The sequence below is a fragment of the Nonomuraea sp. SBT364 genome (assembly GCF_001083785.1).
Lineage (GTDB): Bacteria > Actinomycetota > Actinomycetes > Streptosporangiales > Streptosporangiaceae > Nonomuraea.
The window spans coordinates 28,574-45,449 of the sequence record NZ_LAVL01000063.1 but is presented as its reverse complement, the minus strand read 5'-3'; the positions used below and the strand labels follow the sequence as shown (position 1 = coordinate 45,449).

At 69.6% G+C, this 16,876-nt stretch carries 16 protein-coding genes and 2 pseudogenes; 9 read left to right on the top strand and 9 right to left on the bottom strand.

Going from position 1 to position 16,876, the window contains the following annotated elements; all coding sequences use genetic code 11:
• Positions 1–130 (top strand): annotated as a pseudogene (locus ADY59_RS50295) (IS481 family transposase); the annotation flags it as partial.
• A 3-nt stretch (positions 131–133) separates the two neighbouring features.
• The gene (locus ADY59_RS50290; protein WP_156325731.1) at positions 134–289 is read left to right on the top strand and encodes a hypothetical protein; all 156 of its coding nucleotides are present in this window, start codon (positions 134–136) and stop codon (positions 287–289) included.
• 515 nt (positions 290–804) lie between these two features.
• On the opposite strand, the gene ADY59_RS25630 is transcribed toward ADY59_RS50290, so the two are convergent.
• The 4 genes from ADY59_RS25630 to ADY59_RS25620 form a co-directional block, all read right to left on the bottom strand.
• Positions 805–2,046, bottom strand: a complete 1,242-nt coding sequence (locus ADY59_RS25630; protein ID WP_197093848.1) for a glycosyltransferase — start codon at positions 2,044–2,046, stop codon at positions 805–807.
• Positions 2,047–2,082: 36 nt separating this feature from the next.
• Entirely contained in the window at positions 2,083–2,535 is a 453-nt protein-coding gene (locus ADY59_RS50285) for a hypothetical protein (RefSeq protein WP_156325730.1), read from the bottom strand.
• A 642-nt stretch (positions 2,536–3,177) separates the two neighbouring features.
• Positions 3,178–3,489, bottom strand: a complete 312-nt coding sequence (locus ADY59_RS25625) for a hypothetical protein (protein WP_053175156.1) — start codon at positions 3,487–3,489, stop codon at positions 3,178–3,180.
• Between the two features lie 341 nt (positions 3,490–3,830).
• On the bottom strand, positions 3,831–4,415 hold the full coding sequence (locus ADY59_RS25620; protein ID WP_049566614.1) for a TetR/AcrR family transcriptional regulator: 585 nt from the start codon (positions 4,413–4,415) through the stop codon (positions 3,831–3,833).
• A 149-nt stretch (positions 4,416–4,564) separates the two neighbouring features.
• On the opposite strand from ADY59_RS25620, the gene ADY59_RS25615 reads away from it, so the two are divergent.
• The 3 genes from ADY59_RS25615 (at position 4,565) to ADY59_RS25605 (ending at position 8,295) form a co-directional block, all read left to right on the top strand.
• The gene (locus ADY59_RS25615) at positions 4,565–5,557 is read left to right on the top strand and encodes an oxidoreductase (protein WP_049566611.1); all 993 of its coding nucleotides are present in this window, start codon (positions 4,565–4,567) and stop codon (positions 5,555–5,557) included.
• Positions 5,558–5,953: 396 nt separating this feature from the next.
• Positions 5,954–6,709, top strand: coding sequence for an ABC transporter ATP-binding protein (locus tag ADY59_RS25610; RefSeq protein WP_049566608.1), 756 nt, complete (start codon positions 5,954–5,956; stop codon positions 6,707–6,709).
• Positions 6,706–8,295: a hypothetical protein gene (locus ADY59_RS25605; RefSeq protein ID WP_049566605.1), complete on the top strand. Its 1,590-nt coding sequence runs from the start codon at positions 6,706–6,708 to the stop codon at positions 8,293–8,295. The genes ADY59_RS25610 and ADY59_RS25605 overlap by 4 nt, the downstream gene beginning before the upstream one ends.
• Positions 8,296–8,485: 190 nt before the next feature.
• Here the strand turns inward: ADY59_RS25605 and ADY59_RS25600 are convergent, their stop codons facing one another.
• Complete coding sequence (locus tag ADY59_RS25600; RefSeq protein ID WP_049566602.1) at positions 8,486–9,085, bottom strand: TetR/AcrR family transcriptional regulator; 600 nt, start codon at positions 9,083–9,085, stop codon at positions 8,486–8,488.
• Positions 9,086–9,182: 97 nt separating this feature from the next.
• On the opposite strand from ADY59_RS25600, the gene ADY59_RS25595 reads away from it, so the two are divergent.
• From ADY59_RS25595 to ADY59_RS52740, 4 genes and pseudogenes are all read left to right on the top strand, one after another.
• Complete coding sequence (locus tag ADY59_RS25595; RefSeq protein ID WP_049566601.1) at positions 9,183–10,673, top strand: carboxylesterase/lipase family protein; 1,491 nt, start codon at positions 9,183–9,185, stop codon at positions 10,671–10,673.
• Between the two features lie 482 nt (positions 10,674–11,155).
• The gene (gene rsgA / locus ADY59_RS25590; protein WP_049566598.1) at positions 11,156–12,238 is read left to right on the top strand and encodes a ribosome small subunit-dependent GTPase A; all 1,083 of its coding nucleotides are present in this window, start codon (positions 11,156–11,158) and stop codon (positions 12,236–12,238) included.
• Positions 12,235–12,891 (top strand): annotated as a pseudogene (locus ADY59_RS52745) (class I SAM-dependent methyltransferase); the annotation flags it as partial. The gene rsgA and the pseudogene ADY59_RS52745, both read left to right, overlap by 4 nt.
• 228 nt (positions 12,892–13,119) lie before the next feature.
• Positions 13,120–13,632, top strand: coding sequence for a GNAT family N-acetyltransferase (locus ADY59_RS52740; protein WP_231618881.1), 513 nt, complete (start codon positions 13,120–13,122; stop codon positions 13,630–13,632).
• Between the two features lie 554 nt (positions 13,633–14,186).
• On the opposite strand, the gene ADY59_RS25580 is transcribed toward ADY59_RS52740, so the two are convergent.
• The 4 genes from ADY59_RS25580 to ADY59_RS25565 form a co-directional block, all read right to left on the bottom strand.
• On the bottom strand, positions 14,187–14,768 hold the full coding sequence (locus tag ADY59_RS25580; protein ID WP_049566596.1) for a dihydrofolate reductase family protein: 582 nt from the start codon (positions 14,766–14,768) through the stop codon (positions 14,187–14,189).
• 66 nt (positions 14,769–14,834) lie between these two features.
• On the bottom strand, positions 14,835–15,674 hold the full coding sequence (locus ADY59_RS25575; RefSeq protein ID WP_197093846.1) for a helix-turn-helix domain-containing protein: 840 nt from the start codon (positions 15,672–15,674) through the stop codon (positions 14,835–14,837).
• Positions 15,675–15,770: 96 nt separating this feature from the next.
• Complete coding sequence (locus tag ADY59_RS54095) at positions 15,771–16,088, bottom strand: GNAT family N-acetyltransferase (protein WP_442937722.1); 318 nt, start codon at positions 16,086–16,088, stop codon at positions 15,771–15,773.
• 105 nt (positions 16,089–16,193) lie between these two features.
• Positions 16,194–16,709 carry a hypothetical protein gene (locus tag ADY59_RS25565; RefSeq protein WP_049566594.1) on the bottom strand — a complete coding sequence of 172 codons (516 nt, stop codon included), beginning with the start codon at positions 16,707–16,709 and terminating at the stop codon, positions 16,194–16,196.
• Positions 16,710–16,876: the final 167 nt, after the last annotated feature.

Below are 16,876 nucleotides of genomic sequence, written 5' to 3'. Positions count from 1 at the left end.
CAGCAACCACGAACGCACCGCCGCTCTGCCAGACTTCCTGCACACCTACAACCACCACCGATGCCACACCGCACTCGGCGGCCAGCCACCGATCACCCGTGTCAACAACCCAACGGGTCAATACAGCTAGCCGTTGCCGCCCCCTACCGACGGGATGCTCCTGCGAGCCCACACCATCGACGTGCTCACCGTCACGAAGTCGGGGTTCGAGCGCATCGAGGTCTTCGACGACCGGAGCCTGTTCAGCGCCTTCGGCCTCCCCGCTGTCCATGAGACCGCCCGTGGATGATGAGTAGTGGCCGGCACGTACAGGGCAGGAGCCATGGGCCGGCGAGCCAGTCACCGCGATCACTACCGGATCCAGGGTCGAAACGTTCACGGCCGGTGGACACACGAGTTTGATCAGGTCGGGCGGCTACGGGCTCCCGTGGGAGAGACGAACGCCACCGCTGGTGATCTTTGCGTGCCCGCCGCGCCGGTCGATCAAGAACAGGGGTGGCGTTCGGGGCGTCCCTGCGGCCGTCTGGACGACAGCGGCGATCTCGTCCTGGACGTAGGCGACGTCACCGTCGCGCGGACGACCGATGTCGATGACTATGTCGATCTTCTCGGGTCCCAGGGGCAATCAGTTCGGTGGTCTCGAAGACCTTCGCCTCCGTGGTGGTGCTGCCGTGCGGGAAGCCCACGACCGTTCCGGGGTTGCTGACTGCCGCGGAGCGTGGCGGCTGCCAGCGGGACGTCGGCGGGACGCAGGAACACCGATGCGTTGTCTCCGTCGAAGACTCGCGCCGGCGATTCCGGTCATCAGCCGCGCCGGAGCGACGGTTGAACACGCCCCTGCCGATATGGCTCTCGGAGCCGGGAGTCCTCGAAGAACGAGTCGGTCCACAAGGAGCAGAACTCCAGGTATCTGTCGGCCTCCGCGCGATCACGAACTCGCTCGAGTAACGCAATGATGATGGCGTCAAGATGTCGCGCGGATGGTTCGACGACGCTGTCCGCTGTCATTTCGTCGTCGCGGCGTAGCCTTACCGCCTCCAGGAGATCGGATTCTGTCACCGCGCCGCTGAGGAGCTCACGTATCGCCCGGAAGTAATAGGCATCGACGCGTGGGAGGTCCTCGCAGTATCGGGAGACATTGGTCCAGTCACGCATCGCGGCCAGACGTTGGCAGGCCGGGGCGAGTGCTCGACGGTAGTAGTCTCGGGCGCCGCGGTGGTCGCCATGCCTGGCGGGCTTGTCCGTCAGCTCTTTCAGAGTGTCGCACATGCTTATCAGTTCAGCGTGATCGAGTGTGACGTGCCCATCGCGAATGGAGAAATACCACCAGCGTGGGTTGCCCGGGTCGTTGGCTCGTGCTGTCTCCAGGAGGTCGAGGTTTCGCCTTCTCTTGTCCTTGCTGATCACCACCGATCGGGTGTAGCCGTCGTGGTTCACCTGGATGTCGATACCGATGACGTCGACGGGCGTGCCCGGCCCTTCGGCGATCACCGGATACTCGTGCACCTCTCCCCTGTAGCGAATGGCGCTGTCCGCCCTGAATATGCGCGGCAGGTCGGTGGTGTGCACGTTGCGGTCCACGTCGATGATTTCGGGCGCGAACGCCATTCGGCGCAGGCCTTCCAGGCGGGACAGGTACATCAGGCACGGCCGCAAATTTCGTGCCGATCGTTCGGTCAGCCATTCATCGGCATCGAGGAAGACGATCCAGCCCTCGCCGACAGCGTCGATCGCTTGGTTTCTCGTTCGTGCGAACGATCTCGTCCACGGCGTCCGGATCAACCGGACGCCGTGGTCGCGGTAACGTTCAACGATTCGAGGTGTGTCGTCCGTGGACCCGGTGTCCAGCACGAGAATGTTGTCCAGCCCGAGATCGACCACGCTGTCGAGGCAACGCGCGATGCAGCGTTCCTCGTCTTTGGCGAGAATGACGATGCTCACCGGACACGGCTGCTCCTCGCCGGCGAATTTCACCGGCACCGACGGAGTTACGCGCCTGGTGATCCACTCTGTCGACCTGACCGAACTGAGGTCCTCGTACTCCACGCCACTCCACATATCGAATCGTCCGCCGAGATGAGACTAGTCTTCGGGCCCGCCCCAGTCGTATCCGCAAGCAGATGCTCGGGGCAGCTCCGTCCCGCCGCCGCAGCCGTACCACCAGCCATCGAAGACGTAGCAGACGTAGTAGGGCGTCGTCCATTGCTCATCCACGAACGTCCAGTTCACGAACGCGATGGGATTGCCGCACGTTTTGGTGTGGTCCCACGGGACGAAGTCAGGTGTGAAACAGTTGGCCTCGGCGACGGACGACGGCTTGATGACCGGCGGAGCGCCGGCTGCCTGCGCCGGAGCAGCAGCGAAGGCAAGGAATGAGGCACCGGCGAGAAGCGCGCCTGCGAGACCCCTTCTCATCTTCATGCCGTTTATGTGGCTGCGACGGACGCGACCGGAGCCTGTCTCCGGGTGGTTGGAAGGGGCGCTTGTCAGTTCGGTTTCCAGGTTGTCCAGAAAAGCTTGACGCTGCTCGTGCAAAATACACCTCCGGATGGTGTGGCGGGAACTTGCCCGAGGGCATGTCACCCTCAGGCATGCCGACTGAGGCCGGCCTGATTCTCGAACACGGAGACCGGCTTGTTGGAACATGCTGCTGAGCAGATTGTCCAGGGAGCCCTGTGAACGCGAGCGGCTGAGATGCAGCCGTCACTGAGGGGGTGGTCGCGGCCCTGGAGTGGACGAATGGATAATTTCTATTTGGCAAGCGTAAATGCACTGCGCCTCTGGACACACAGTAATTACTGCCAAAGGGCGCGGTAAATACGCCACATCCGCCCATGACGACGTGTCAGCTCCGGAGGCAGACGTCTGTCCTGGGTCGGTGAGCTGACCATCTCGCCGCCGCCACCTGCAGCGGGCGGGTGGCGAAGTAGTCGTCCACGTGCCCCATGTCGCGTAGTCGCCGCTGGAGCGGCGCGTGGGACCGATTCCGCAGGACTGGTCCTGGCCCGACGACTAGGCCGTCACCCCCCGCCGGCTCATCCTGCCGGAGGGTCTTCCCACACCCCGGCTGTCACGTTTCCAGCGACCGACAGCGACCGACGACAAGATCCAGTCCGGGGTTCGGTCCAGACGTTGCCGGTGGGGCGGCGTCGAACCGGTAGCCGTCATCCACGCGTGTCAGCGGGCGTAGGTGAGGTGGCGGCCGTTGAGGCGGATGTCGCCGTGAAAGGGCGCGTACACCGGCGGCTGGATGAGGATCGAGTCGCCGGGGGACGACGATGACCTCAGAGGTCTGCATGACCCTTTCTCGGGGACGTCCCAGCCGAAGCGTCTGACCTGCCAGCCGGTGACCGCGTCGAGGTCGGTGGCGCCGCCGGGATAGCCGAACACGCCGTGCTCGACCGCCTCGTGCAGAGCGTCGAGCACCGCCGGTGGCGCCTTGAAATCCATGTCCGCCACGCACATCGGCGGCGGATCGAGCTGCTTCACCGGGGGACAGCAGCTCGTGTGCGTGGGCCCACTTCATCGAGTTCGACCGGCGACGGTCGATCACCTCGTCGAAGATGGACGGGCCGACTGCGGGAGACGGTCCGATCAGGGCTTCGGCGGGGGTTGCTCACATCGGCTCCATCAACGGCATTCCGGTCGGGTCGAGCGGGGTCAGGGCGCCAGCACCAGCCGGTAGCGGGCTCGGCCGTCGCGCAGCCGGCGCACCGCGAGGGTCGGCAATCCTGCCCAAGGCCGGGTACAGGTGCCACCGGAATACGGCAGAAACGGGCCGCGGGGGTCGGGGTGATTCGCGTGTCGGCGGACGGTTCTCGACGGCGTCCTCACTCTCTGCCGGCCGACTCCTCGTCGTGCCCCTGCTGTAGGACACCCGCGCGCGCGGCGGCGAGCGCGACGCGCACCGCCTGGTCGGCGGTCGTCTCGTTGACCGGTTCGGCGGTGATGAGCAGGCGCAGGTAGATCGGCGCGGCCAGGGTCTTGAGCACCTCGGCGGGGTCGGTGCCCTCGGGAAGCTGGCCGCGCTTGATGGCGCGCCTCAGCACCGGCTCGGCTCTGCTTAGCCGGTCGTCGAACACGTGACGCCGGGCGGCGGCGATCTCCGGAAGGTGAGCCGCACCCGTGAACATCGCGGCGAGGATGGCCTGCCCGGTCGGGCTGGTGAACGCCTCGATGATCGAACGCGCCAGCGCCTGCAGGTCGGTCTCGATCGCGCCGGTGTCGGGCACGGGGATGTCCGTCGCCATGTGTTCGGCCAGGGCGTCGGTGAGCAGGCTCTCGCGATCCTTCCATCGGCGGTACACCGTCGTCTTGTGGACCCCGGCGCGCCGCGCGACGTTCTCGACGGTCAACGCGGCATAGCCCTTGTCCACGAGCTCGGCAAGGGTGGCGGCGTGGACGGCGGCGCGCACTTTGGCGCCGCGGCCGACTGACCGGGCGGGTGATGGGCCAGATCGCATTGCAACTCCAAGTTGCGATATCGGGAGGGCGGATGGCAGGATCAATTTATCGCAACTCCAAGTTGCAATGTGTTGATCCCAATTCCTTGAGGTGGCACATCATGCGCAGCTCTCCCGCTTGGACCGTCCACTCCATCCCCGACCAGAGCGGCCGTGTCGCGGTGGTGACCGGAGCCAACAGTGGCATCGGTTTCGTCACCGCCCGCGAACTGGCCCTTCGCGGCGCGCAGGTCGTCCTGGCCTGCCGCGACCCCGAGCGGGGCCGGCTCGCGCTGACCCGCATGCGAGACGAGGTGCCCGGCGCCCGCCTGGAACTGCGCCTGGTGGACCTGGGCAGCCTGGCTTCCGTCCGCGAGTTCGCCGCCGGGTGGGACCACGGCCGGCTTGATCTGCTGGTGAACAACGCCGGGGTGGCGATGGTGCCCCACGCCCGGACCGCTGACGGCTTCGAATCGCAGTTCGGCATCAACCACCTGGGCACCTTCGCCCTGACTGGCCTGCTGCTGCCGCACCTGCTCGCCGCACCCGACCCCCGGGTGGTCACCGTCAGCAGCGAGGGCCAGCGGTTCGCCCGCTTCGACCTGACCAACCTCAACGCCGAGCGCGGGTATCGCACGGCGTTCGCCTACGTGCAGTCCAAGCGAGCCAACCTCTACTTCGCCATGGAGTTGCAGCGCCGGGCCGACGCCGCCGGGCTGCGGCTGCGCAGCATGGCCGTCGCCCCCGGGCTCACCCGCACGAACGTGCTCACCGGCGGAGCCAACAGCGGCAGAGGACGGCTGTACGGGACCCTCACACGCCTGCTGGTGCGCGCAGCCTTCCGGCCGACGCCGGAAGGGGCGAAGACGTCGCTGTACGGGGCGACCGCACCGGATCTGCCCGGCGGCAGCTACATCGTTCCGGACGGGCTGCTGCAACTGCGTGGTGAGCCCGTACGTCGCACCCGCGAACGCGCCCTCCGCGACATCGACACGGCTGCTCACCTGTGGGAACTGTCCGAACGCCTGACCGGCGTCACCTACGCCCTGCCGGCGCGCACGGCGACCAGCCTGCCTTGGCGTTCATCGCCGGCCGCGGGATGCGCGGCGGAATGATCGCTGGACAGCGTCCCGCGAATACCGCGCAGGCGGTGGAGCGGCCAGTTTTGTCGGTGCGGGCGGCCGGGGGGACCGCACGCCGCCGGGGCCGTGCCGTCGTTCAGGGATCCGGGAGAGGGACATGTAGCGGCCGACGGGTTGTTCGGCCGTGTCCGAGTGCCTGTCGTCCTGGCGCTTCGGCGACAGCGGCGAGTCGAGGAACAGCGGGCCGTTCGACGGCCGGCGGCGGTGCGCGGGGACTGGCTCGTGCTCATGCCGCCCCTAATTGAACGGACCGTGCCGTATTGACAGGTGGCGCGGCATCCGCCCACAATGGCCACGCCCGATACCGGCACGGCCCGTGCCGTTCTATCTGGCGGCGCAGGCTCGCTCGCTGATGTTCAGGAAGAAGACGTGCTCGATCTCCCCACCCCTGCCATCGAGGTGGTAGACCTCTCCCAGCGCTTCGGCGCCGTGCTCGCCGTCGATCGGCTCAGCCTGACCATTCCGGCGGGGATGTTCTACGGCATCGTGGGCCCCAACGGCGCCGGCAAGACCACCACGTTGACGGCCATGTGCGGGTTGCGGGAGCCGACCGCGGGCACGGTCAGGGTCGCCGGTCATGATCTGCGCACCGCGCGGGGGGCCGCGCTCGCCCAGCTCGGCGTCATGATGGACGGGCTGTCCCTGCCCGAACGGCTGACCGCCACCGAGGTGCTGCGCTACAGCGCCGGGCTGCGCGGCCTGGACGACGGCTGGCGGGCCCGGGCGGGCGACCTGCTGGAGATCCTCGGACTCGACGCGGTCCCGCGCACGCTGATCGTGGAGTACTCCACGGGAATGCGCAAGAAGATCAATCTCGCGCTGGCGATGCTGCACCGGCCCCGGGTACTCGTCCTGGACGAGCCGTTCGAGGCGATCGACCCGGTTTCGGCCCACTCCATCGAGCAGGTGCTCAGGCAGTACGTCGACGCGGGCGGCACCGTGGTCCTGTCGAGTCACATCATGGACTTCGTCGAGCGCAACTGCAGCCGGGTGGCGGTGGTGGCCGGCGGGCGGGTGCTGGTCGAGGGGCCGGTGGCGGAGGTGGCCGCGGGCTCGACGCTGAACGAGCGGTTCGTCGAGCTGGTCGGCGCCGATCCGGTGCGCACGCTGGAGTGGCTGGCATGACCCGGGCCCTGTTCGCGCTCAAGCTGCGCCTGCTCCGCAACGGTCCGCACAACGAGCGCGCCTTCAGCCTCGTCACCGGGCTGGTCCTGGCCGCGCTGGTGATCGCCGCGGCTTCCCTCGACGGCGTGGACGAGGGCTGGATCGCGGTGGCACTGACCGTGTGGGGCGGCATGTGGCTGTTCGGGCCGCTGGCCCAGCCCCGCAGTGATCCGTCGGTCATCTCGCGCGAATGGCTGCGCGGCTACCCGGTGCGGCCGTGGCGGCTGGCGAGGGCGCTGTCGTGGACCGAGCTGCTGGGCGTCGGCCCGCTGATCACGCTGGCGGGCCTGTCGTCGCTGGTGGTGCTGGCCGCGCCGGGCGGCACGCCGGCGGTGGCGTCCGCCGTGGCAGCCGTGGTGGCCCAGCTGTATCTGCTCATCTGGGCGGGCAAGACGGTGGCGGCGCTGGCGGCCTGGCTGCTGCAGACCCGGGCCGGGATGACGTTGGCCGCCGTGCAGACCGCGATCATGCTCGCGTTCTCGTTCGCCGGATGGGTGCCGGTCGCGGCCTGGCTGCTGCCGCGTCTCGGCGAGGGCGACACCGCCCTGGTCGTCCCCGCGGCCGGGCAACTGCCCGGGCCGGTGATCGACGTGCTCGCTGCCCTGCCCACCGGCTGGGGGTACGGCGCGGCGCTCGCCGCCCGCGACAGCGCCGGGCCGGCAGCGGTACTGCCGCCACTGGCGGCACTGCTGGCCTTGGGCGCCCTGCTGCAGCTGTGCTGGATCGCGCTGACGGCCCGCGCCCTGCGCCGGCCGCCTCGCCGAGCGAGTCCGGGGCGGCCCACCGTACCGGGTCGCGGGCTGTCCCTGCCGTTCGCGACACCGCAGGTGGCCGCGGTCGTTCAGCGAGAGCTGGCCACCTGGCCGCGTGACCCGGCGCGCGGCGTCGAGCTGCGCAGCGCCTGGCTGACACCACTGCTGATGGCGCTCATCATCGCCCTCACCGACTGGAGCTGGGCGCTGCCCCTGACAGGCCCCGCGGCAGCCGTGTTCGGCGCGATGGTCGCGATCAACACCTACGCCCTGGACGGCACGGCCCTGTGGCAGCTCCTCACCACACCGGGCGCCCTCAAGGCCGACGTGCACGGACGGATGACGGCGTGGGCGCTGCTGTTCGGCCTGCCGTCCATCGCGCTGGCGGCCGTCCTGTGGGCCGCGACCGGCTCTCCCCTGGGAGGCGCCGCCGTCGGCGGCGCCATCGCCGCGGCCGCGGTGGGCTGCGCCGGGGCGCCGCTGCTGGCGCTCGTGATGCCGGCCGTGGGCACCGACGCCCGCGATCGCCTCTACCCGGGGCAGCAAGCGGGCGATCCGACGGGCGGACAGATGACGATCTTCCCGGTGGCTCTGCTGGCCGCCATCCTGCCCGGCGGCATCGGCGGCCCATGGTGGGTGACCGTCCTCGTCGCCGTCGTCCTGGCCGCCGTCGTCCTGGCCGTGACACCCGCGCTCACCGTACGCCTGCTCCACCGGCGCGGCACCGGCCTGCTGGAGGCGATGGCCACCCGAGACACCGCGGTCCTGCGCCCAGCCGCCCGGGCGAAGAGCTGACCCGCCCGACCATGCCGCGCGCCTGCTCGTGCCCGTGGGTTTCCTCCCAGATGAGCAGGTAGCCCGCCGTCGCCGGTTCCCGGCTTCGGGGCGGGTGATGGTGGCGGAGTTGCGTCGGGTGGCCGAGTTCGGCGGGCGCGGCCGGACCAGAGCTGATCTTGTCCCGCCTGCCCCTGTGTCCGGGGGCAGGTCACGTACTCCTGAACAGCCGGTCCAGATGCACGTCGATCGCGGCGAGCGCGTCCTGGGGCTCGATCACGTCGAGTTCGATCAGGGAGGTGAAGCCGGTGAGGGCGAGGAGCAGGTTGGTCTCGGTCGCCGGGTCGCGGCCGGAGTCGATGTGCCCGTCGGCGATCGCCTGGCGGACCAGCTGCTCGACGAGGGCCCGCCCTCGGGCGAGGCCGCGGCGCGCCTGCTCGTGCACGGCCTCGTCGTGCAGCGCCTCCAGGACGTAGGCGGCGCTCATCCGGCTGGTCGCGCGGGCGTCGGCATGCAGGGGGAGCATTTCCGCGAGCGTCAGTCGCAGCACGTCACGGGGGTGCGGACGGTCACCGAGCTTTTCGAGCCCCTGGTGTACGCGCACCGAGGTCTGCTCGGACGCGAAGTCCATGGCGAAGGAGAGCATGGCGGTCCGGGAGGCGAAGTAGTGCTGCAGCTGCCCGAGTGACATGCCCGCCTCCTGCGCCACCACGCGCATCGTCAGCTGTGTGACGCCGCGCTGCTCCACCACCCGCCACAGTGCGCGGGCGATCGTTTCGCGGCGTCCGCGATGATCCACCTGTTTCGGCATCGCCGGCCCCTCCCTCGTACTCCGGGACTGTTCCAATACAGTTGACATAATACACTTGACCCATAATCCTGGGTCCACTCGAGGGGAAGGAATCGTCATGTCCGAGCAGCCAAAGGTACGGACCACGGAAGGCGTGGTGCAGGGGCTCCGGCGGCAGGGGCATGCGGTGTTCCGCGGCATCCCCTACGCCCGGCCCCCGGTCGGAGCGCTCCGCTTCGCCGCGCCCGTGCCGCCGCACCGCTGGGAGGGGACGAGGCAGGCGGTCGAGTTCGGCCCCGTGGTGCCGCTGTCCCTGCCGATCGACGTGCCCCCGCAGGGCACCGACTGGCTGACGCTCAACGTCGGCACTCCGGATCCCGGCGCGGCGGGACTGCCGGTGCTGGTGTGGATCCCCGTGGGCGGCTACCTCTCGGCGGCGTCGAGCGACCCGATGTACGACCCGGCAGCGCTGGCCAGGGCGGGAGTCGTCGTGGTGACCATCAACTGCCGCGTGGGCGCGGAGGGATTCGCGTACCTCGACGACGTGCCGCCCAACCGCGGATTCCTCGACCAGATCGCGGCGCTGGAGTGGGTGCAGCGCAACATCGCCGCCTTCGGAGGCGACCCCGGCCGGGTCACCGTGGGCGGGGTGTCCGCCGGGGCGGGCTCGGTCGCCGCGCTGCTGACGATGAAATCCGCGCGCGGCCTGTTCCGGCGGGCCATCGCCCATTCGGTGCCGGGGCTGCACAGCACCCCCGCGCTGGCACGGCAGGTCACCGCCGCGTTCGCCGACCGGCTCGGCGCGGCGGCCCCCACCGCCGAGGCCCTGCGCGACATCGACCCATGGCACCTGGCCGCCGAGCTCACCTCCTTCAACGACGGCCTTCACGCGCACCGGGAGAGCTGGGGACGCCTCACGGAGACCGGCACCGCGCTGTGCCCCGTCGTCGACGGCGAGGTCCTCCCGGAAACGCCCTGGCCCGCGCTGACCGGCGCGCGCGCGAGCGGGACCGAACTGCTCGTCGGCCACACCCGGGACGAATTCCGGTACTTCAGCGTCATGAGCGGACGGTACGGCACCTTCACCGAGGAGGACGCCCACGCGGCCCTGGAACTGCACGCCCCGCAGCCGGACGGCGCGCGGGCCTACCGTGCCGCGTTCCCGCAGGCGAGCCCGGAGGAGCTGGTGGAGACGGTGTACTCCGACGCCCTCTTCCGCATGCCGTCACAGAAGCTGGCCGAGGCGAACGCCGCAGCCGGCGGGACCTCGTACCTGTTCGAACTGTGCTGGGTCGCCCCGGCCCTCGGCGGCATCCTGGGCGCCTGCCACAGCCTCGACGTGCCCCTGGCGTTCGGCACGCTGGACAGCCCCGTCGGCACCCAGCTCATCGGCGAGGAGCCCACTCCCGAGGCCGTCACGCTCTCCCGCGAACTCCAGGAGACATGGGTCCGCTTCGTCACCACCGGCGACGCGGGCTGGTCCGCCCACCGGCCCGGCGGGCACCTCACCCGCGTCCTGGACACCGAGTCGAAGACTCTGCCCTACCCCGAACAGGCATCCCGCCAGATCTGGGAAGGCCACTCCCCCGCCCCCTTCGATCTCTCGTAACTGTCCGGGTCGGCTCCTACGACTGCGCGAATGGGCGTACAGCCGGGCGACACCCGGCCCGCTTGGCATCAGATCCCACCCGAGGGTGACGGACGGCATCAGGAGCCGGGACAGGCCGACGGGAGAGCGCCCACGTCACGGATGATCCCGGCCAGGGCCCGGATGGGCTCGCTCTCCGCCACACCAGCGCGTACACGGACCTGGCCAAGAATTGGGCCGTCCTCCGCCGGCGGGTCCGCCCCGTGACAGGACATTCTGCTGGGAGTGCTAGGCTGCTGATCGTTGGCTGTTGGATTCCGGATGAGAGGGAGGTGAGGTTTGATGACCGCGGTGAAGACCGCTGCCATGCGCAGCGCCCGGACATTCCTCACGTCCCGGGCCCCGGTCTGACCCACTTCTCACCCTTGCCATGAGCCGTCCGGCTTACGAGGCAGGGTAGTGCCTGCGTCTCGTCGGGGCCCCTTCCCGCAAGGTGTCTCACGTTGCCAACTCTCTTCACGGATCCATCCGACATCGGCCTGACCCGGTACGGATGGACGGAAACACTCGACAACGCCTTCGCCGAACACCGCGAGGCCGGCCTGGTACCGGCCCGGATCGCACGGGTGGATCGCGGCCTGTGTGACGCGGTCACCGAGTCCGGCCCGGTGCGGGCCGCCCTCACGGCGCTGTACTCTCCCGACCCGCTCCTGGCGCCCTGCACCGGCGACTGGGCCGCACTGCGGCCGGGTCGCGAACCGGGGCTGGTGGCCCTGCTGCCGCGTCGCAGCGCGATCGTACGCTCGTCGGCGTCACGCACCTCCCACGCGCAGGTGCTGGCCGCCAACGTCGACACCGTCGTCGTCGCCGTCTCACTGACCACTCCGCTGGACGCGGCCCGGCTGGAGCGGCTGCTGGCCCTGGCGTGGGACAGCGGCGCCAGACCGTTGATCGTCCTGACCAAGGCGGATCTGGCCGCCGACGCCGCCGCCGTGCACGCCGAAACGAGCACGCTGGCACCGGGCGTGGACATCCTGATCACCAGCGCGGCCACCGGTCAGAACATCGATGTGCTGACCGCGCTGCTGAGCGGCACAACGGTCCTGCTCGGATCCTCCGGCGCGGGCAAGTCCAGACTCGGCAACGCGCTGCTCGGCGACGAGCTTCTGGCCACCGGCGAGGTACGGGCGCAGGACGGCAAGGGCCGCCACACCACCGTCCGCCGAGAGTTGGTTCCCCTTCCCGGTGGCGGTGTCCTCATCGACACGCCCGGCCTGCGCGGGATCAGTCTCTACGACGCCGCCGACGGCCTGGAACAGGTCTTCGCCGAGATCGAACACCTCGCCCGGGACTGCCGCTTCGGCGACTGCTCCCACAACACCGAACCAGGTTGCGCGGTTCAGCACGCCATCCAGGCGGGCGAACTGACCGAGCGCCGTCTTGGCAGCTACCGCAAGCTGCAACGCGAGAACGCGTGGGCGGCCTCACGCACCGATGCCCGGCTGCGCGGCGAGCGTACCAACCGGCAGAAGGCCATCACCAGCCATCTGCGCGCCACCTACAAGTTCAGGGACCAGCAGTCATGACCGACCGCATCCCATCAACCCCGCAGGCCCACCCGCCGGCCGAGTGCACTCCCGGACCGGACCATTCCCCGCATACAACAGCCACCGCCGCGAGCGACGCCCCGCACGACACGATCACCGACCCCGTCGTGGCGGCGTTCTTCGCCCTGCACCACGGCCTGCCCCGCCAGGGGCCCGGCTCCGACGCGACCACCCGCCGCCTGCTCGCCCTGGCCGGACCGCTTCCGCCGCACCCACGCGTGCTGGACCTCGGCTGCGGGCCGGGCCGCTCCAGCTTGGTGCTGGCCGAGGAGGCCGCCGCCGAGGTCACCGCGATCGACCTGCACCAGCCGTTCCTCGACGAGCTGACGCGAGCCGCCGCCGCCCGCGGTGTCGGCCACGCCATCCGCACCATCCGGACGTCGATGGCGGACCTGCCCTTCCCCAGTGAGAGCTTCGACCTGATCTGGGCTGAAGGATCCGCCTACCACATCGGCTTCGACACCGCCCTGCGCTCCTGGCGGCGGCTGCTCGCCCCCGGCGGCACCCTGGTCGTCACCGAATGCGAATGGACCACCCATTCCCCGTCCGCCGAGGCACGGGCGTTCTGGGACCGGCACTACCGGCTGCGCACCCAAGACCAGAACGCCGCCGCGGCGCGCGCTGCCGGATACGCCGTCACCGCGCTGCACCCGCTCCCCGACCGCGACTGGTTCGAGGAGTACTACACGCCGCTGTCGGAACGAACCCGCTCAGCCGACCTGACCGGGGCCGGGATGCGCGAAGCGGTCGCGGCCACCCTGCAAGAGATCACCATGCGCCACGAGCACGGCACTGACTACCAGTACACCGGCTACGTCCTGCGCCCCCAGGCAAGCACAGAAACGGATGCGAACACTCCCATGACCACTTCCTGGATCACCCGCCCCGAGACCGCCGCCGACCTCGCCCAGATCCGCGAGGTCAACCTCGCCGCCTTCCCCACCTCTCACGAGGCCGACCTGGTCGAGGCGCTGCGCGCCGACCCGCAGGCGTGGATCCCCGGCCTGTCCTGGGTCACCGAGGCGCCCGACGGCTCCATCGCCGGGTTCGCGCTGCTCACCCGCTGCCACGTCGACGGCTCTCCGGCCCTCACTCTGGGCCCGTGCGCCGTGCGGCCCGAGCACCAGCGGCGCGGCGCCGGTGCGGCCGCCGTCCGCGCCGCCCTCGACGCCGCCCGTGAGCAAGGCGAGAACCTCGTGCTCGTGCTCGGCCACGCCGAGTACTACCCCCGCTTCGGCTTCGTCCCGGCCTCCGGCCACTTCATCCGGCCGCCCTTCGACGTCGAGGACAAGTACATGATGGCGCTCGTCTTCGACTCCTCCCGGCCTGTGCCCACCGGCACCATCCGCTACCCGGCGGCGTTCGGAGTCTGACCCAGGCCTTCCGGGACGACGCCCCTACCCGGCTGACCTCTGAGGCGGGCGGCCTGCCGGCGATCGGGTTTCCATCGCCGGCAGGCCCCCCGCCACTCGGCCCCGAAACCGTTCGCAGGGCCGCCACAAGGCATCCGCGATGTGTGACACAGAGCTCGGTCGTGTCAGCCCAGCTCGGCATGTGTCGCATTGCCTCGGCGCTTTCCAGACTCCATCACCGCGGCCACCATCCGGGCCGGCCACGCCCGGCCCCTCACCCGGCTGACCGCCTTTCACCAGCCCGCAGCACCTCGTCGCAGCGCTGGCCCCCGAGTACTACGCCAGGTCAGAAGCTACTTCGTAGGGTTCACTACCGGGACCCGTGCTGCAGGCAGGCGTCCAGCGCCGGACGACGGTAGGGCCGGGTCCGAGCTGGGTGAAGAAGTGGCCCAACGCGGTGAGGTGGGCGCTCGGCGTCGGCTGCCTCACCAGGGACAGCGATGCGCAGACGCAACCGGAGCCCGATCTTGTACCGCCGTTCGCAGCGGACTTCCTCGCGTACCCCCTCAGACCGGTCAGCGGCGCACCCGATAGCGCAGGTGAAGCACCCGGTTGCCCTGAATCACCACGTCAGGATCCTCCAACAGGTGCTGCGCGTGGACCGACCCGAAGTAACGCTTGCCGGACCCGAGCACCACGGGTACGACGTCCATGCGCACCTCGTCGATCAGGCCCGCGGCAAGCACCTGGCCACCGACGTCGCCGGCGGCGACCTCGACCAGCCGGTCACCCGCAAGCTCCTGCGCCTTGGCCACGGCTGCCTCGACGCCGTCGACGAAGTGAAAAGGCGCCTCGGGGTCCCAGCCCTCGGGCTCCGGCCGGTGCGACACGACGACCACGTGGTCGATCCCGCTCGGAGGCTTCCCGTCCCAGCCGTCCGTCAGATCGAAGACGTGGCGGCCGACGATCGTGACTCCGATCTGGTCCCAGTACGCCCGGGTGTAGTCGTAGGACGGCTGCGACACCTTCAGCTCGCCGCTCACGTCCAACGGGACATCACCGCTGGACAACCAGTCGAACAGCGGTCCGGGCTGGTCATTCTCGTCCGCGATGAAGCCGTCCACCGACACCGAGCTGTACATGACCACCTTGCCCACGGGGCTCTCCTCTGCTTTGGGTGCCCCTCAAATTAGCGTGCCGTGAGCTGTCGCTCTTGTAAGAAATCAATCGGCCGGCAGCGGCCAGCCGTCCAGCACGTGGCCGGGGTGTTCGCGCAGGAACCGCCGCCGGACTTCGACGTACCGGGTCGGCGTGAGCCCGGTGAACGCCCGGAACTCGTGGCCGAAGTGGGCCTGGTCGAAATAGCCTGCGCCACCGGCGAGTTCGCCCCAGTCGATCGGCCCGGCCGGGTTGATCGCGAACACGGTGGCGGCGAAGCGGTAGGTGCGGGCCAGCCGCTTCGGCGTGACGCCGATGAGCTCCTTGAACCGCTGTGCCAGATGAGTGCTGCTGACACCGGCTGCAACGCTCAGGTCGCCGATCGTCACCGCCCCGCTGGCCGCCGCGATGACGCTGCTCGTATGGCGGACCAGCCCCAGGCCGGCGGTCTCGCGCAGCCGTCGCATCAGCTCCTCCTCGAACAGCGTCAGCATCTCGTGTGGTCCGTCCGCCGCGGCCAGCCGGTCCCGCAGCTCAGCAATGGCGGGCCGGCCCCAAACCTGCTCCACCGTCACCGGCCGGTCACACAGCTCGGCCGCGGGCATCGGCAGGAACGGCGCCGGCCCCCACGGCTTGAAGTGCACGCCGACTGACCGGGTCCCCGGCGGGTAGCCGAACTCGAAGGCGCGGGTGGGCATGGTGACCACGCAGCCGTCGGCGTACTCGGCCGTGTCGATGTCGGTGCCCGCGCGGATGCGGAACGGCGCCCCCAGGTTGACGACGAGCAACGCCGCCGGCATCGGCGGCAGCGTCAGCCGCGCGTACGGCGGCGCACCCTCCAGGTAGTAGAGGTCGTCGATCAGCCCGTCCAGCGGCGGTCGCGGCACTCTGGACACGTACTCCACGCCCGCAGTATCGCCGACGCCCCGCCGGCATCGAGCGCCGGACCGTCGCCACCGCTCCACCGCCGCCCGCCCCCGGGCGGCCCATCAGAGGGAGTGTTACGAGCTCCCCGCACCGGGCGAGAGGTTCAAAGGTTCCTTCGCATGAACGCACATCGTCTCGTGGCGACGGATCAACCCGTCAGGTCCTTCTTCGTCCCAGGCATCGGGTTTACGGCCGTAAGCGACGTACCCCAGGCGCTCGTACAGAGCGCGAGCCCGAAGATTGCCGTCCTCCACGGCGAGTTCGGCCGTGGACAGGCCATGGTTCCTGATCCTTTGCTCGGCGGCTCGGATCAGCAGCGTTCCCAGGCCACGGGACTGGAGTGCCGGGAGCACGGCGAGCTGCCACAAAGTTCCTGCCCCCCTCGGAGACATGCGGCACACCCGGGCGGCCGAGCCGCGCCCGTCCACCTCGAAGCAGGCGCCTGCTCCGGTCCCCCGGACCAGCCCCTTCTCTGACATCTCGGGGACGGTTCTGTGCTATCGAGCGTCCGATGGAGGTTCCGCGTCCTCCACGACGATGGCGGCGGCAACTGCGGAGTGGTCAGAATGAGGGAAGGGCTGATGGAGGCGGAGCCGGGCGACAGGGGTCAGTCCCAGACGCCTGACCTCTGCACGCTCCTCCATACTTGCGCGGCTCAGCACGCGCTTCAACACGGCGGTCCGTTCGGCCGAATCGGTCAGCTTGTCCAGAGCAGCGGGCACTGCGGTCTCGCCGGGCCCGCGCATCGCCTCCACTGCCGTGCTGGAGTCCAGCAACGCGCAGAATTCGGCCTCCTGGAGCGGACGAGCCAGGACGAGGTAAGAATCGTCGTCGGGCAGACAAACCGCGTCTGTCATCCTCCCCAGGGGTGCGGTGGGGGCTGTGACAGTGAGCAGAATTCCAGGGACACCACGAAATTTATAAAGTACGACCCGGCCGCGCGACAATGCGAACATCAGCCGGTTGACCTGGCCGATGACGCCCAAAAGGACTCCGTCCAGAATGTGGCGCATCCGGCCCTACCCGATCTCCTATGTCGTGGAAGGAAACCCCTGTTCAACGAGCGCGACCCCGGCAGATTCCTGTTCTCCCTCCGAGCCCTGGCCGCCCAGGCGTGGCAAGGCTTCCCAGGGATGAGCTGGCACTGATCGAAGCTGCGCGGGCGAACTGCCGCCCGTGG

What these genes read in the sequence shown, in the direction of transcription:
- ADY59_RS25615 (WP_049566611.1), top strand. Translation starts at nt 4,565, where the DNA reads ATGCGCAGCTCTCCCGCTTGGACCGTCCACTCCATCCCCGACCAGAGC.
- ADY59_RS25605 (WP_049566605.1), top strand. Translation starts at nt 6,706, where the DNA reads ATGACCCGGGCCCTGTTCGCGCTCAAGCTGCGCCTGCTCCGCAACGGT.
- ADY59_RS25600 (WP_049566602.1), bottom strand. Translation starts at nt 9,085, where the DNA reads ATGCCGAAACAGGTGGATCATCGCGGACGCCGCGAAACGATCGCCCGC.
- ADY59_RS25595 (WP_049566601.1), top strand. Translation starts at nt 9,183, where the DNA reads ATGTCCGAGCAGCCAAAGGTACGGACCACGGAAGGCGTGGTGCAGGGG.
- ADY59_RS52740 (WP_231618881.1), top strand. Translation starts at nt 13,120, where the DNA reads ATGACCACTTCCTGGATCACCCGCCCCGAGACCGCCGCCGACCTCGCC.
- ADY59_RS54095 (WP_442937722.1), bottom strand. Translation starts at nt 16,088, where the DNA reads ATGTCTCCGAGGGGGGCAGGAACTTTGTGGCAGCTCGCCGTGCTCCCG.
- ADY59_RS25565 (WP_049566594.1), bottom strand. Translation starts at nt 16,709, where the DNA reads ATGCGCCACATTCTGGACGGAGTCCTTTTGGGCGTCATCGGCCAGGTC.